Here is a 14,371-nt window from a genome sequence, read left to right as displayed (position 1 = left end):
GAGGCAGATGTTGGCCCATGCCCCGTAAAACCTGGCGCGCTGCGCTCGCTGCCTATGCCAGCCCGTCGACCCTGGTGCTCCTGTTGCTCGGCTTCGCCGCCGGCCTGCCGTACATGCTGGTGTTCTCGACCCTCTCGGTCTGGCTGCGCGAAGCGGGTGTCGCCCGTGAAACCATCGGTTATGCCAGCCTTATCGGCCTGGCCTACGCCTTCAAGTGGGTCTGGTCGCCACTGCTCGACCAATGGCGCCTGCCTATCCTCGGGACGCTTGGCCGGCGCCGCTCCTGGTTGCTGCTGTCCCAGGCCTTGGTGGTGCTCGGCTTGGTCGGCATGGGCTTCTGCGACCCGCAGAAGCACCTGTCCTGGCTGATCGCCCTGGCAGTGCTGGTAGCCTTCGCCTCGGCGACCCAGGACATCGCGGTCGATGCCTATCGCCTGGAAATCGCCGACGACCAACGCCAGGCAGCCCTCGCCGCCAGCTACATGGCCGGCTACCGGATCGCCGCCCTCCTCGCCACCGCAGGCGCGCTGTTCTTCGCCGAATGGTTCGGCTCGACGGGTTTCAGCTACCTGCACAAAGCCTGGACCGGCACCTATGTATTGTTCGGCCTGCTCATGCTGCCTGCGGTGATCACGACCCTGCTGATGCGCGAGCCGCCAGTGCCATTGCGCACCCAGCTGTCAGCGGCGCGTTATGGCCTGATCCACCAGTTGGCCTCGGTGTTCGTGCTGATCGTCCTGCTGGTGTCGGTGCCAGCCACCTTCACCCAGTTGTTCAATACCAACTGGGCCAGCGTGATCTACGGCGACGCTAGCGTGCTCGACCTATTGCTCGAAGACCGCGCCTTTCTACGCCTCATCCTGTATGCGCTGCTGACCTGGATGTGCCTCTCATCCATGGGCCGGCGCGGCCTGGCCCCAGTGCTGACGCCGGTCAACGACTTCATCGTGCGCTACCGCTGGCAAGCCTTGCTGCTGCTTGGCCTGATCGCCACCTACCGGATGTCGGACACGGTCATGGGCGTGATGGCCAACGTGTTCTACATCGACCAGGGCTTCACCAAGGACGAGATCGCCAGCGTCAGCAAGATCTTCGGCCTGATCATGACTTTGGTCGGCGCAGGCTTCGGTGGCCTGCTGATCGTGCGCTTCGGCATCTTGCCGATCCTGTTCATCGGCGGCGTGGCATCGGCAGCGACCAACCTGCTGTTCCTCATGCTGGCCGGCATGGGCCCGAACCTGCAGATGCTGGTGGTGACCATCTCCCTCGACAACTTCAGCTCGGGCCTGGCCACCTCGGCCTTCGTCGCCTACCTGTCGAGCCTGACCAACCTGAAGTTCTCGGCCACCCAGTACGCCCTGCTCAGCTCGATCATGCTTCTGTTGCCGCGCCTGATCGGTGGCTACTCCGGCGTTCTGGTAGAGAAGTTCGGCTACCACGACTTCTTCCTGATCACCGCCCTGCTCGGCGTGCCGACCCTGATCCTGATCGCCCTGCACTGGCGCCAGGAAGCAGGCCGGGGCAAGCAGGAGCCGGTAGAGGATGAGGATGGGGAAAAGCCAGTCGCTGAACGCCCCTGAGCCACTCTAGGGGCTACTGAACGGTAGCCCCCAGCGGCGTCGCCTCATCCCTTCCCAGCACCACCCAGAGCGGCCACAGGGCCAGCACACCGGCGATCCCCGCCGTCACGGCGAAGTCCAGCAGGCTCGCGCCAGCACCGACCATCGCCAGCAGCGCGCCGCCCAGTCCGAGCAAGGCGATGGTGATCATGCCCAACATCGCCGAAACGAGCCCCTTGCTCTGCTCGCTGGAGAACAGCGTCATGCGGTACAGCACGGCATTGGCAATACCCAGGCCCAGCGCATAGAGCGACATACCGGCCACCAGGCTGGTGACCGTCGGCCAGGCCCAGGTCAGCATGACCATGGCACCCAAGCCGGCAAGGTAGGGCCACAGCGCGCCACGCACCAGACTGGCCAGCGGATAGCGGTCGGCAATGCGGTTGATGATCAGGTTGCCCAGGATCAGCCCACCGAATACCGGCAATTGCCACAGTGCATAGTCCAGGGTGCTGAGGCCTTCGTCATGGATCAGCAGCACCGGAGACAGGCCGATCCAGCCGATCAGAGGCAGACCGACCAGCCCCAGGGCGGCGCTGCCAGCGACGAAACGCCGGTTGGCCAACAAGCGCGCGTAGCCGGACAGCAACGGCAGCAGTTCGATCGGCGTATAGGCCAGGCGCGAACCATCGCGCCGCTCGACCCCCAGGGTCTCCGGCATGAAGCGGTAGAGCGCCAGCCAGGTCAGCACAGCACCAGCGGCGAACACCACGAACAACCAGCGCCAGGACATCCACTCCAGCAACAACGTGCCGACCAGTGGACCAAGCAAGGGCGACAACAGGGCAATATTGGCAAGCAGGGCCATCATCCGCACCGCGTCCGCTTCGCTGAACGCCTCGTTCAATGCCGGGTAGCTGACCGTCACCACAAAGCCCAGGCCGATGCCCTGCAGCAGGCGCAGCAGGTTGAACAGGCCGATGTCCTGAACCCAGTAGGTAGCCAGGCAGGCCAGGCCAAAGAAGATGCAACCGGCGAGCAGCAGCGGACGCCGGCCATAGCGATCGGCCAGAGGACCAATCAGCCATTGCAGCAGCACACCGCCGAGCAGGTACAGATTCAGGGCGTGCGGGATGAATTCGGGGCTGGCCTGCAGGTCCCCGACCACAACGGGCATGGCAGGCATGACTACATCGCTGGCCAGGTAGGTCAGCAATTCGAACAGGGCCAGGGTCAAGGCGAAGCACAAGGCTCGCAAGGGCGTGATATGGATCAGGGGAATCATGGCAGATGTCAGGTCGGAACGATCAGGACCCGGCTATATGCCAGAAAAGAGCGGGCCGGGTTGTGAACAAGTGTAAAACTTCACCCCCGGCCCTGCAGGAGCAGGATTGCCCTCTCCTACACTGTCGCCTCCTGCACGACCCGGATCACGCGCTGAGGGAGCGGAATGTCGATACCCTCGGCCTTGAGACGGTCGCGGGCCTGCTCGTTGAGCCTGAACAGCATGCCCCAGTAGTCGGGGGTATTCACCCAGACACGTAGGGACACGGTGATCGAGCTGTCACCCAGGGATGAAACAACCGCCTGGGGCGCCGGCTCCGACAGGACGCGAGGGTCCTTGGCCAGCTCCAGCAACACGTCGCGCGCCTTCTGCAGGTCGGCGTCGTAGTCGACGCCGACATCGAACACCACCTGGCGGGTCGGCTGGCGGTTGTAGTTGGTGATGATGCCGTTGGACAGGCTGCCGTTGGGCATGATCACCGTCTTGTTGTCACCGGTGCGCAGCACGGTGTGGAAGATCTGGATGCTGTCGACGGTACCGCTGACACCCTGTGCCTCGATCCAGTCGCCTAGGCGGAACGGACGGAACAACAGGATCAGCACACCACCGGCGAAGTTGGCCAGGCTACCCTGCAGGGCCAGGCCAATGGCCAGGCCAGCAGCACCAATGGCGGCGACGAAGGAGGTGGTCTCGATGCCGATCATCGACGCCACGCTCACCACCAGCAGGATCTTGAGCACGATGTTGGCCAAGGAGCTGATGAAGCTCTGCAGGGCCATGTCGGCGTTGCGCAGGCCGACCAGCCTGCCGAGACGCTCGCTCAGCTTGTTGGTGACCCACCAACCGATGGCCAAGGTCAGCAACGCCAGCAGCACACGGCTGCCGTATTCCATAATCAAGGGAACCCAGGTCTGCGAGGTCCTGACCAGCTGATCGACTTCAGCATTCAAATCCATACCCATCTCCTGATGCCGAACGGCAAGAATCAAACGAACACGCCGCAAAGCTTCCTGCGGCCACAGGAACCTGGGACATCACAGTGCCATACAGGTTCCAGGGGCAAGGCCTGATCAGTCGCGGAAGTTGTTGAACTGCAGCGGCATGTCGAACTCCTTGGCGCGCAGGGCGGCGATGGCCTCCTGCAGATCGTCGCGCTTCTTGCCGGTGACCCGGACCTGCTCGCCCTGGATGGCGGCCTGCACCTTGAGCTTGGCGTCCTTGATGTGGGCGACGATCTTCTTCGCCAGTTCCTTGTCGATGCCTTCGCGGAACTTGGCTTCCTGTTTCATCTCCTTGCCCGAGGCATAGGCGTCCTTGACCTCCAGGCACTTGACGTCGATCTTGCGCTTGACCAGGGCCAGCTTGAGGATGTCGACCATCGCTTCGAGCTGGAACTCGGCCTCGGCGGTCAGGAGCACGGTCTGCTCCTTGTCCTTGAACTCGAAGCTGCCCTTGCCCTTGAGGTCGTAACGACGGTCCAGTTCCTTGATGGCGTTGTCGACCGCGTTGGTGACTTCGTGCTTGTCCAGTTCCGATACCACGTCGAACGAAGGCATGGTTTCTCTCCAAAAATAAAAACCGCGCTCGGCCTAGGGTTGGGTGCCTAGCGATGGAGCGCGGCGGGTTTGACGGTTAAAATGCGAGCTCATTATAAACGGTTGCGAAACGTAGATGAGCAGCACCTGGCATATTCTCGGCGCCGGCAGCCTGGGCAGCCTCTGGGCCTGCCGGCTGGCCCGTGCCGGCAAAGCGGTCCGGCTGATCCTGCGCGACCACCAGCGCTTACAGGCCTATGAGGCCGTGGGTGGCCTGACCCTTGTCGAACAGGGCCAGGCCCGTCACTACGCGATTCCCGGCGAAACCGCCGATGCCATTAGCCCAATCCACCGCCTGCTGCTGGCCTGCAAGGCCTATGACGCGGCGCCGGCCGTGGCACGCCTGGCCCCGCGCCTGGCCCAGGGCGCGGAACTGATCCTGCTGCAGAACGGGCTGGGCAGCCAGGACGAAGTCGCCGAACAGGTCCCCCATGCCCGCTGCATCTTTGCCTCCAGCACCGAAGGCGCGTTCCGCGAGGATGACTGGCGGGTGCAGTTCGCCGGGCATGGCTTCAACTGGCTGGGCGACCCGGCCAACCCGGCGCTGCCGGAATGGTTCGACGACCTGCACGACGCCGGCATCCCGGCACAATGGACGGTCGACATCCTCACCCGCCTGTGGCGCAAGCTGGCGCTCAATTGCGCGATCAATCCCCTCACCGTGCTACACGACTGCCGCAACGGCGGCTTGCTGGAGCACCCCTGCGAAGTCGCCACCCTGTGCGCCGAACTCGCTGAACTGCTCAAGTGCTGTGGCCAACCACAGGCTGCCGAGGGCCTGGCCGAAGAAGTGCAACGGGTGATCCAGGCCACCGCGGCCAACTACTCGTCCATGTACCAGGATGTGCGCAGCGGCCGCCGCACCGAGATCCACTACCTGCTCGGCCATGCCTGCCGGGTCGCTGCTCGCCATGGCCGTCCGCTGCCGCACCTGGAACGCTTGCACCGGCGTCTGGTCGATAGCCTGCAGACACGTGGATTGCCCAACGACTGAAGCGGGCGGTACCCTAATGCTGTTCACCTAAGGCATCTGTCGTATGGTTTGGGGCCGCTGCGCGCCCCATCGCGACCCAAGCCGCTCCCACTTGCAAGCCCTCTGTGGGAGCGGCCTTGTGTCGCGATAGGGCTGCGTAGCAGCCCCACCTGAAGGCGCTCCAGCTTAAGTAAACAGCATTAGGCGGTACCCTGCCCTTTCACCTTCACATGGACCCAGCCTTGCCCATGACCCTGCGCCAACGCCTGGAAAACCTGCCGGTCGGGCAAAAACTCCTGGCGGCCCTGCTGGTGCTGCTGGTCACCATCCTGCTGGTGGCCAACCTCACGTTCATCAGCGCCGCTTACTGGATCACTCAGGAGAGTATGGCGCCCCAGGCCCTGCAGACCATCGGCAGGCTGGTGTCCAACCCGCAACTGGCCGTGCGCGCGGGCCAATCCCCAGAAGCAGCCGCAGCCCTGCTCAAGGAGCTCGACAGCTACTCACCCCTGCGTGCCGCAGCGGTCTACGGCAGCGACGGGCGGATGCTGGCCCAATTGCAGCACGGCGCCCCCCTGACACTGCCCAAGCGCTACCGCAACATAGAGGGCTGGCGCTTCACGGAGTTTCGCAGCACCCAACTGATCCCCCTGCCCCGCCCCGGCAGCCCGCCGGCGCACTTGCTGCTGGTGGCCAGTAGTGAGCTACCGACAGCCTTCTACACTGGCACCCTGACCGCCAGCCTGGGCATCCTGGTGTTCAGCATCCTGCTGTGGATGATCATCGCCCGACAGATCAAGCGCCTGATCACCCAACCGATCTACCAGCTCGAGGAAGTGTCGCGCCAGGTGACCCGCGAGGAGAACTACGCCCTGCGTGCCAAGCGCGGCAATGACGACGAGATTGGCAGCCTGGCCGATGCCTTCAACACCATGCTGTCACGCATCGAAGCCCGCGAGCAGCAGCTCAAGCGCGCTCGCGACGAGTTCCAGGACGCCTACGACCAGGCCCAGGGCCTGGCCGAGGAAACCCGCCACACCAACCGCAAGCTGGAACTGGAAGTCCAGGTGCGCAGCAAGATCGAGAAGAAACTCACGGGCTTCCAGAACTACCTCAATAGCATCATCGACTCCATGCCTTCGGCCCTGATCGCCCTGGATGAACAGCTCTATGTCACCCAGTGGAACCACGAGGCCACGGTGCTCTCTGGAACGCCGCTGGACGAGGCGCTGAACCAGCCGATCTTCCTCGCCTTCGAACCGCTCAAGCCGTTCCTGCCGCAGCTCAAGGAAAGCGTCGAGAAGCACCGGGTGGCGAAGATCGAACGGGTCACCTGGAGCAAGGGCGATGACGTCCGCCACTACGCCCTGACCTTCTACCCGCTGATGGGCGGTGGTGGACGCGGCGTGGTGATCCGGATCGACGACATCACCCAGCGCCTGTCCCTGGAAGAGATGATGGTGCAGTCGGAAAAGATGCTCTCGGTCGGCGGGCTGGCGGCGGGCATGGCCCATGAGATCAACAATCCGCTGGGCGCTATCCTGCACAACGTGCAGAACATCCGCCGGCGCCTGTCGCCGGACCTGCCGCGCAACCAGGAACAGGCCAGCGAATTGGGCCTGGACCTGACAGCCATCAACCGCTACCTGGAGAACCGCGAAGTGCCGCAACTGCTAGACGGCATCCAACAGGCCGGGGCGCGGGCGGCGAAGATCGTCACCCATATGCTCAGCTTCAGCCGGCGCAGCAACCGTCAACTAGCGCCCTGCGACCTGCCGGCATTGATCGACCAGGCGGTTGAGATCGCCAGCAACGACTTCGACCTGACCATCGGCTTCGACTTCAAGGGCCAGGCTATCGTCCGCCAGTTCGACCCCAACCTCGGCCCGGTGCCCTGCACCGCCAACGAACTGGAGCAGGTCCTGCTCAACCTGCTGAAGAACGCCGCCCAGGCCATCCATCAACGCCCGGGGAACGCCGAACCGGGACGCATCATCCTGCGCACCCGGCTCAGCCCGCCCTGGGCGGAAATCCAGGTCGAGGACAACGGCATCGGCATGCCGGAGACCGTGCGCAAGCGCACCTTCGAGCCGTTCTTCACCACCAAGGAAATCGGCCAAGGCACTGGCCTGGGCCTGTCGGTGTCCTACTTCATCATCACCAACAACCACAAGGGCCAGATGGAGGTGCAATCCACCCCCGGCCAGGGCACCTGCTTCACCCTGCGCCTGCCCCTTAGCCAGCCGGCGAGCGTGCCGCCGGCCAAGACGGAGTCATGACCATGGGCTTTCGCCTGTCGAAGATCTACACCCGCACCGGAGACAAAGGCGAGACAGGCCTGGGCGATGGGCGCCGGGTGCCCAAGGACCATCCGCGCATCGAGGCCATCGGCGAGGTGGACAGCCTTAACAGCCAGCTTGGCCTGTTGCTGGCGGGGCTCGCCGAGCAAGGGCTGGACGAGCTGAGCGAAGTCCTGGCTCCCTGCCAGCACCGCCTGTTCGACCTCGGAGGGGAACTGGCGATGCCCAGCTACCAAGCCTTGAACCTAGCGGAAGTACAACGCCTGGAGGCAGCCATCGACCGCTGGAACGAAGAACTGGGGCCACTGGAAAACTTCATCCTACCCAGCGGCTCGGCCCTGGTCGCCCAGGCCCATGTCTGCCGCAGCCTGGCACGCAGCGCGGAGCGGCGCTGCCAACAGTTGAACAGCGTGGAGCCACTGGAAGGTGTCGGGCTGGCCTACATCAACCGGCTGTCGGACCTACTGTTCGTCGCTGCCCGGTTGATCGGACGGCGACAGGGGGTGGCCGAGGTCCTGTGGCAGGCGGCGGTGAAGCCGTAGCACAGGCTCAGCCATCGCCCCTGTAAGCGGCATTACCGACAACGGCTATAGGCCGCCTTCGGCTCAGACCTCCGGCCAGAACGCCCGGATCCCCGCAACCCCTTGGGCACCAACCTGCCAGGCACGCTCACGCTCATTCGCACCAACGCCGCCCAGCAGGAACACCGGGAGGGTGAAGCCTTCGATCAACTGCGCGGCCTGCTCCCACCCCAGCGGCGTGGCCTCAGGGTGAGTCTGGGTCGGCTGTACCGGCGACAAGGTGACGAAGTCCACGCCCATCTGCTCAGCCAGCGCCAGTTCCTCGGCGTTGTGGCAGGAGGCCGCCAGCCAGCGCTCCTTAGGGAATGGCCGTCCCTTGGCCGCATACTTGCGCAATTGTGCGGCGGTGAGGTGCCAGCCAGCCGAAGGGAAGTCCCCCAACCACTCCAACGGCCCCTTGAGCATCAGTTGAGCCTTGCCTGCACAGAGCCCGGCCGCATCCACCGCAACGTCGCGGTACTTGGGGTCGTACATGTCCGGCGCACGCAACTGGACCAACTTGATGCCACCGGCGACAGCCTTCTGGATACCCCGCAGCAGTTGCGGCACTTCCAGGCCGTCCGGCGTGATCAGGTACTGATCCGGCAGGCGCGCAGCCGCGACGATCGGCTTGTTGGCCTCGGGGAACTCGTACTGCGGCAAGTCACGCGGCGCCACCCAAGCCAGCGGCTGGCCCTCGGCCCCGTGGGGTTCGCCGCTGAAGCCATCGACCTCCCAGACATCCAGCAGGACCTGCTTGTCCGGGTAGTCATGCCCGACCTTGATCAATGGCCGCGACCGGGTCACTTCGATACCCAGTTCCTCGCGCAACTCCCGGGCCAGGGCAACGCCGACGGCCTCGCCCTCCTCGACCTTGCCGCCAGGAAACTCCCACAGGCCACCCTGGTGCTGGGTATCGGCACGCCGGGCGATCAGAATGCGCCCATCGTCACCCCGGATGACTGCCGCCACTACATGAATACGCTTCACCCTTTACGCTCCTCCAGGCCTGCCTTTTGCCATGCCTGGAAGGCCGGCCACTGATAGATGGTCTCGATGTAGGTCGCCGCCTCGGCAGGCACCTCGACCCGGTAAGTGCGCAAACGCACGGCCACCGGCGCGAAGAAGGCATCGGCCAGGCTCGGCCTGCCGAACAGGAAGGGACCGCTTTCCTTGGATGCCAGGCGGCACTCGGACCACAGCGCAACGATGCGGTCGATATCCACTTGGACGTCCAACGGAATGTTTTCCAGCGCTTCGGAGCGGGACAGATCGAACGGCATGGTGCCGCGCAGGGCGAAGAAGCCGCTGTGCATCTGCGCACAGGCGGACCGTGCCTGGGCACGGGCAACGACGTCGTCAGGCCATAGCCGGGCCTCTGGATGACGCTCGGCCAGGTACTCGGCAATCGCCAGGGAGTCGGCGATCACACCGTGCTCGGTCTTGAGCAGCGGCACCTTACCCGTGGCGGAGTATTCGAGGATCCGTGCGCGGGTATCCGGCTGGTTGAGTTTGATCAGCGTCTCTTCATAAGGCACGCCAGCCAGCTCAAGGGCCAAGGCGCCACGCAGCGACCAGGAAGAGTACAGCTTGTCGCCGATGATCAGGTGGTAGCTCATGGTTCGGCTCCATCGGTTTCGGGAATGGCAGGAGGGCCCTGGCGGCCCCATCGCCGGCAAACCCACCTGACAGGACGCAGGAGGGTTTGCCGGCGGAAAGATCAGAAAATCAGGTCCGGTATTCGGCGTTGATCTTCACATACTCGTGGGACAGATCGGTGGTCCAGATGGTTTCGCTGCACTGGCCACGGCCAAGCTCGATGCGGATGGTGATTTCCTCTTGGGCCATCACCGTCGCACCTTGCTCCTCGGTATAGCTCGGGCTGCGACCACCCTTGCTGGCGATGCAGACATCGCCCAGGTAGACGTCGATCAGACCGACATCCAGCTCTGGCACGCCCGCACGGCCGACAGCGGCGAGGATACGGCCCCAGTTCGGGTCGGAGGCGAACAACGCCGTCTTGATCAGTGGCGAATGAGCCACGGCATAACCGACATCCAGGCACTCCTGGTGATTGCCGCCACCATTGACCTGCACGGTGACGAACTTGGTCGCGCCCTCGCCGTCACGGACGATGGCCTGGGCCACTTCCATGCACACTTCGAACACTGCCTTCTTCAGGGCTTCGAACAGCGGACCGCTGGCTTCGGTGACAGGCGCCACATCGGCCTTGCCGGTGGCGATCAGCATGCAGCAGTCGTTGGTCGAAGTGTCGCCATCGATGGTGATACGGTTGAACGACTTGTTGGCGCCGTCCAGCAACAGGTCCTTGAGCACCGCTGGCGCGACCTTGGCGTCGGTCGCGATGTAGCCGAGCATGGTGGCCATGTTCGGCCGGATCATGCCGGCGCCCTTGCTGATACCAGTGACGGTGATGGTCACGCCGTCATGCTGGAACTGACGGCTGGCGCCCTTGGGCAGGGTGTCGGTGGTCATGATGCCGGTGGCGGCGTCGGCCCAGTTGTCTTCCGACAGATCATCCAGAGCGGCCTGCAGCGCGCCTTCGATCTTCTCGACCGGCAGCGGCTCACCGATCACGCCGGTGGAGAATGGCAGCACCGCGCTGGCATCGACACCCGCCAGCTCGGCCAGCCTGGCGCAGGTACGCTCGGCAGCCACCAGGCCTGGCGCGCCAGTACCGGCATTGGCGTTGCCGGTGTTGGTCAGCAGGTAGCGCACTGTTCCCTGCACACGCTGCTTGGCCAGGATCACGGGCGCAGCGCAGAAGGCGTTGAGGGTGAACACACCAGCGACGCTAGAGCCTTCGGCACAGCGCATTACCACCACGTCCTTGCGCCCAGGGCGCTTGATGCCCGCAGAGGCGATACCGAGTTCGAAACCGGGAACCGGGTGCAAGGTTGGCAAAGGACCGAGACCAACAGCCATGAAAGCGCTCCTAGAAAAAATACACCGCACAGGCTATGACGGTGCTTGAGATGGAACAACGCCGCGAAGGTCGAAACCCGTCGCGGCGCGGTGTTCAGTTGTCAGCGTGACGTACGGCAGACCTGATCAGTCGATCTGTCCGTGGCAATGCTTGAACTTCTTGCCCGAGCCACACCAGCACGGCTCGTTGCGGCCCAACTTCTGCTCATTGCGCACTGGCGCAGTGGCCACGGCCACATCGGCACCTGCTTCCTGCGGCTGCGCAGCACCCTCCAGGCCTGGGGCCTCGGCGTGCTGGAACTGCATGCGGCGCGCCAGTTCCTCGGCTTCGCGACGCAGACGGGCTTCTTCCTCGGCTGGATCCTCGCGACGCACCTGAACGTGCGAGAGCACGCGAATGGTGTCGCGCTTGATCGAGTCGAGCAGCTCCTGGAACAGGGTGAAGGATTCGCGCTTGTACTCCTGCTTCGGGTTCTTCTGCGCGTAGCCACGCAGGTGGATACCGTGACGCAGGTGGTCCATGGTCGACAAGTGGTCTTTCCACAGGTCGTCCAGAACACGCAGCAGTATCTGCTTCTCGAAGGTGCGCAGGGCCTCTTCGCCGGCCTGGTCTTCCTTCTCGTTGTAGGCGGTGACCAGCTCGTTGAGCAGCTTCTCGCGCAGGGTTTCTTCGTAGAGCTTGTCGTCTTCGTCCAGCCACTGCTGGATCGGCAGCTTCACGGCAAAATCGCTGGCCAGGGCCGCTTCCAGGCCCGGCACGTCCCACTGCTCAGGCAGCGACTGTGGCGGGATGTGTTGACTGATGGTGGCGTCGAGGACCTCCTGGCGGAAGTCCTTGATGGTGTCGCCGATGTTCTGCGCGGCCAGCAGGCTGTTGCGCATGTGGTAGATCACCTTGCGCTGCTCGTTGGCGACGTCGTCGAACTCCAGCAACTGCTTGCGGATATCGAAGTTGCGACCTTCGACCTTGCGCTGGGCCTTTTCGATGGCGTTGGTGACCATGCGATGCTCGATGGCCTCTCCGGACTGCATCCCCAGGGCCTTCATGAAGTTCTTCACCCGGTCGGAGGCGAAGATGCGCATCAGGCTGTCTTCCAGCGACAGGTAGAAGCGGCTCGAACCCGGGTCGCCCTGACGGCCGGAACGGCCACGCAGTTGGTTGTCGATGCGGCGGGATTCATGGCGCTCGGAAGCGATGACGTGCAGGCCGCCCGACTCGATGACCTGCTGGTGACGCTTCTGCCAGTCGGCCTTGATCTGCGCGACTTGCTCGTCGGTCGGATTGTCCATGGCGGCGACTTCGACTTCCCAGTTGCCGCCGAGCAAGATGTCGGTACCACGGCCCGCCATGTTGGTGGCGATGGTCAGGGCGCCTGGGCGACCCGCCTGGGCGATGATCTCGGCTTCCTTCTCGTGGTACTTGGCGTTCAGGACCTTGTGGTCGATACCTTCCTTCTTGAGCAGGTTTGACATGTGCTCGGAAGTCTCGATGGTCGCCGTACCAACCAGGACCGGACGGCCTTGGGCCATGCTTTCCTTGATATCGGCGATGATCGCCGCGTACTTCTCGTCAGCGGTCAGGTAGACCAGGTCGTTGAAGTCTTTACGCGCCAACGGTTTGTTCGGCGGAATGACCATCACGTTGAGCTGGTAGATCTGGGCGAACTCGAACGCCTCGGTGTCGGCGGTACCGGTCATGCCGGACAGCTTGGCGTAGAGGCGGAAGTAGTTCTGGAAGGTGGTCGAGGCCAGGGTCTGGCTCTCGGCCTGGATATTCAGGTTTTCCTTGGCCTCGATGGCCTGGTGCAGGCCCTCGGACAGGCGACGGCCCGGCATGGTGCGGCCGGTGTGCTCATCGATCAGCAGGACTTGCCCGTCCTGGACGATGTATTCGACGTTGCGGTGGAATAGCTTGTGCGCACGCAGGGCGGCATAGACGTGGGTCAGCAGGCCCAGGTTGTGCGCCGAGTAGAGGCTCTCGCCCTCGGCCAGCAGGCCAGACTGGGTGAGCATCTCTTCGATGAACTGATGGCCGGCCTCGTTGAGTTCGACCTGGCGGCTCTTCTCGTCGATAACGTAGTGACCTTCCTTGATCACCCGGGTCGTCTGGCCTTCGACTTCCTCGATGTGCTGATTCAGGCGGGGGATCAGACGATTGATCTCGATGTACAGCTTGGAGCTGTCCTCGGCCTGGCCGGAGATGATCAGTGGGGTACGGGCTTCATCGATGAGGATGGAGTCGACTTCGTCGATCACGGCGAAGTTCAGTTCACGCTGGAACTTCTCGTCCAGGCTGAACGCCATGTTGTCGCGCAGGTAGTCGAAACCGAATTCGTTGTTGGTGCCGTAGGTGATGTCGGCGGCGTAGGCGGCGCGCTTCTCTTCCGGTGGCTGGAAGGGCGTGACCACACCCACGGTCAGGCCGAGGAACTCATACAGCGGACGCATCCAGTTGGCGTCCCGGCGGGCCAGGTAGTCGTTCACCGTGACCACGTGCACGCCCTTGCCGGAAAGAGCATTGAGGTATACGGCCAAGGTTGCGACCAAGGTCTTGCCTTCACCCGTGCGCATTTCTGCGATCATGCCCTCATGCAGGGTCATGCCGCCGATCAGCTGCACATCGAAGTGACGCATGCCCATGACGCGCTTGCCGGCCTCGCGGGCGACCGCGAAGGCTTCGGGCAGGAGCTGGTCGAGGGTCTCGCCTTTGGCCAGGCGCTCTTTGAACTCTGCGGTCTTGCCCCGCAGTTGCTCGTCGGAGAGGGCCACCATCTGCTCTTCGAAGGCATTGACGATGTTTACCGTCTTGAGCATGCGTTTGACTTCACGCTCGTTCTTGCTTCCAAAAAGTTTTTTTAACAAAGGCGCAAACATATCGGCAGGATCTTCCACACGTAGGGATGGAGGGCGGCCCCGTGAGTCGCCCGTGCAGCCCTGAGGCCGCATGCGAACGAGCATTCTACCCGGAAACGATGGTGAGGAAAGTGGTGGATTTCCACGATGCTGGCACAGCGCTTTGGTGGGGCTTTTCTAACATAAGGGCTTTTTCGCCAACTTCAAGGCGTCAAAACGGCGAGTTTCACCTGATCCATTCGTCCGGGCCGACAGGGATGGATCTGTTAAGATAGTGGCCCTGTAACCTCCGGTGTCCCT

At 63.6% G+C, this 14,371-nt stretch carries 11 protein-coding genes; 4 read left to right on the top strand and 7 right to left on the bottom strand.

Going from position 1 to position 14,371, the window contains the following annotated elements; genetic code table 11:
• Positions 1-17: 17 nt before the first annotated feature.
• Entirely contained in the window at positions 18-1,580 is a 1,563-nt protein-coding gene (locus tag ACYU03_RS05255) for an AmpG family muropeptide MFS transporter (RefSeq protein WP_461888590.1), read from the top strand.
• A gap of 13 nt (positions 1,581-1,593) precedes the next feature.
• On the opposite strand, the gene ACYU03_RS05250 is transcribed toward ACYU03_RS05255, so the two are convergent.
• The 3 genes from ACYU03_RS05250 to ACYU03_RS05240 all read right to left on the bottom strand — a co-directional run bounded on the left by ACYU03_RS05250 (position 1,594) and on the right by ACYU03_RS05240 (position 4,400).
• Positions 1,594-2,844: an MFS transporter gene (locus tag ACYU03_RS05250; RefSeq protein WP_461888589.1), complete on the bottom strand. Its 1,251-nt coding sequence runs from the start codon at positions 2,842-2,844 to the stop codon at positions 1,594-1,596.
• Positions 2,845-2,960: 116 nt separating this feature from the next.
• The gene (locus tag ACYU03_RS05245; protein ID WP_461888587.1) at positions 2,961-3,800 is read right to left on the bottom strand and encodes a mechanosensitive ion channel family protein; all 840 of its coding nucleotides are present in this window, start codon (positions 3,798-3,800) and stop codon (positions 2,961-2,963) included.
• Positions 3,801-3,914: 114 nt separating this feature from the next.
• Positions 3,915-4,400 (bottom strand): YajQ family cyclic di-GMP-binding protein, encoded by a 486-nt coding sequence (locus ACYU03_RS05240; RefSeq protein WP_461888586.1) that lies wholly within the window; start codon positions 4,398-4,400, stop codon positions 3,915-3,917.
• Positions 4,401-4,515: 115 nt separating this feature from the next.
• On the opposite strand from ACYU03_RS05240, the gene ACYU03_RS05235 reads away from it, so the two are divergent.
• From ACYU03_RS05235 to ACYU03_RS05225, 3 genes are all read left to right on the top strand, one after another.
• The gene (locus ACYU03_RS05235) at positions 4,516-5,433 is read left to right on the top strand and encodes a putative 2-dehydropantoate 2-reductase (RefSeq protein WP_461888585.1); all 918 of its coding nucleotides are present in this window, start codon (positions 4,516-4,518) and stop codon (positions 5,431-5,433) included.
• Positions 5,434-5,660: 227 nt separating this feature from the next.
• Positions 5,661-7,691, top strand: a complete 2,031-nt coding sequence (locus ACYU03_RS05230; RefSeq protein ID WP_461888583.1) for an ATP-binding protein — start codon at positions 5,661-5,663, stop codon at positions 7,689-7,691.
• Between the two features lie 2 nt (positions 7,692-7,693).
• Positions 7,694-8,254: a cob(I)yrinic acid a,c-diamide adenosyltransferase gene (locus tag ACYU03_RS05225; RefSeq protein WP_461891397.1), complete on the top strand. Its 561-nt coding sequence runs from the start codon at positions 7,694-7,696 to the stop codon at positions 8,252-8,254.
• Between the two features lie 63 nt (positions 8,255-8,317).
• Here ACYU03_RS05225 and ACYU03_RS05220 read toward each other — a convergent pair whose 3' ends face one another.
• The 4 genes from ACYU03_RS05220 to secA all read right to left on the bottom strand — a co-directional run bounded on the left by ACYU03_RS05220 (position 8,318) and on the right by secA (position 14,092).
• A complete protein-coding gene (locus ACYU03_RS05220; RefSeq protein ID WP_461888581.1) occupies positions 8,318-9,262 on the bottom strand; it encodes a Nudix family hydrolase in 945 nt (314 codons plus the stop codon).
• Positions 9,259-9,891, bottom strand: coding sequence for a glutathione S-transferase family protein (locus ACYU03_RS05215; protein WP_461888580.1), 633 nt, complete (start codon positions 9,889-9,891; stop codon positions 9,259-9,261). Before ACYU03_RS05215 ends, ACYU03_RS05220 begins: the two co-directional genes overlap by 4 nt.
• Before the next feature lie 109 nt (positions 9,892-10,000).
• Entirely contained in the window at positions 10,001-11,218 is a 1,218-nt protein-coding gene (gene argJ, locus ACYU03_RS05210) for a bifunctional glutamate N-acetyltransferase/amino-acid acetyltransferase ArgJ (protein ID WP_461888578.1), read from the bottom strand.
• 126 nt (positions 11,219-11,344) lie between these two features.
• The gene (gene secA, locus ACYU03_RS05205; protein ID WP_461888576.1) at positions 11,345-14,092 is read right to left on the bottom strand and encodes a preprotein translocase subunit SecA; all 2,748 of its coding nucleotides are present in this window, start codon (positions 14,090-14,092) and stop codon (positions 11,345-11,347) included.
• Positions 14,093-14,371 lie beyond the last annotated feature (279 nt).

This window comes from Pseudomonas sp. X10 (assembly GCF_054889225.1).
This window is presented reverse-complemented; position numbering and strand designations above follow the sequence as displayed.